The sequence below is a fragment of the Nocardia cyriacigeorgica NBRC 100375 genome (assembly GCF_000308555.1).
In the GTDB taxonomy this organism is placed as follows: domain Bacteria; phylum Actinomycetota; class Actinomycetes; order Mycobacteriales; family Mycobacteriaceae; genus Nocardia; species Nocardia cyriacigeorgica.
Window position 1 is genome coordinate 1 of sequence record NZ_BAFY01000151.1, and the last position, 1,365, is coordinate 1,365.

Annotated in this window: 1 protein-coding gene; it reads left to right on the forward strand. The window is 68.7% G+C overall.

Annotation, left to right across the window (positions count from 1 at the left end; genetic code table 11):
- Positions 1-1,365 (forward strand): polyamine aminopropyltransferase (locus tag RJ05_RS14545; RefSeq protein ID WP_051016580.1); only part of this gene is annotated, 1,365 nt, incomplete at both ends.

Genomic DNA, 1,365 nt, shown 5'->3' on the forward strand with positions numbered 1-1,365 from the left:
ACCGAGAATCCGGCCGAAACCGGCGCACCCGGTAGCGGCGGGGCGGTCACCGGTCCGCGCCGGCGGTTCGCCAGGATCGCGCTGCTGGTGACGGTGTTCGTCTGCGCGGCGTGCGGTCTGGTCTACGAGCTGTCGCTGGTCACCCTCGGTAGCTATCTGATCGGCGATACCGCCGCGCAGGCCTCGATCACCTTGAGTGTGATGGTGTGCGCGATGGGCCTGGGCGCGCTTGCCGCCAAACCGTTGCGTCATCGTGCGGCGGCCGCGTTCGTCGGGGTGGAACTGGCGCTGGCGACCGTGGGTGGACTGTCGGTGCTGGCCCTGTATGCCGCCTACGCCTGGCTCGACCTCTACACCGCGGCGCTGGTATTGATCTCGATCGTCATCGGGGCGCTGATCGGCGCGGAGATCCCGCTGCTGATGGAGTTGCTGCAGCGGATCCGCCGTCAGGCCGCGGGCAGCGCGGTGGCCGACCTGTTCGCCGCCGACTATGTGGGTGCGCTGCTGGGCGGGTTGGCGTTCCCGTTCCTGCTGCTGCCCATGTTCGGCCAGATCCGCGGCAGCCTGATCGTCGGCGTGGTGAACGCGCTGGCCGGGCTCGCGCTGATCTTCGTCTGGTTCCGCGGCGATCTGCGCCGCGCCACCCGCTGGCTGCTGGGTTCGCTCACCGTACTGGTGGCGGCGGTGCTGGTGGGCAGCTATCTCTATGCCGACCGGTTCGAGGCCACCGCACAGCAGGCGTTGTTCGCGCATCCGATCGTGTGGCGGGAGCAGACGCCGTATCAGCAGATCGTGCTCACCGAATCGCTGTCGCCGTTCGGCACCACCGATACCCGCCTGTTCCTCAATGGCGATCTGCAGTTCTCCTCGGTCGACGAATACCGCTATCACGAGGCGCTGGTGCATCCGGCGCTGGCCGGCGCCCGCGCGAACGTGCTGGTGCTCGGCGGCGGCGACGGGCTGGCGTTACGCGAGATCCTGAAGTATCCGGACGTGGCGGCCGTGACCCTGGTCGAATTGGATCCCGAGATGATCCACCTGGCCCGCACCGACGCACGGATCACCGCGTTGAACCGGCACGCGTTCGACGACCCGCGCGTCACGGTGGTCACCGCCGACGCGTTCTCCTGGCTGCGCCAGGCGCCACGGCAGTTCGACGCGGTGCTCATCGATCTGCCCGATCCCGATCAGACCTCGATCGCCAAGCTCTACTCCACCGAGTTCTACGCGCTGGCCGCCGGTGCGCTGGCACCCGGCGCCACCATGGTGGTGCAGGCCGGTTCTCCGTTCTTCGCGCCGCGCTCGTTCTGGTGCATCGATGCCACGGTGCGCGCCGCGGGCCTGCGCACTCTGCCCTATCACGTC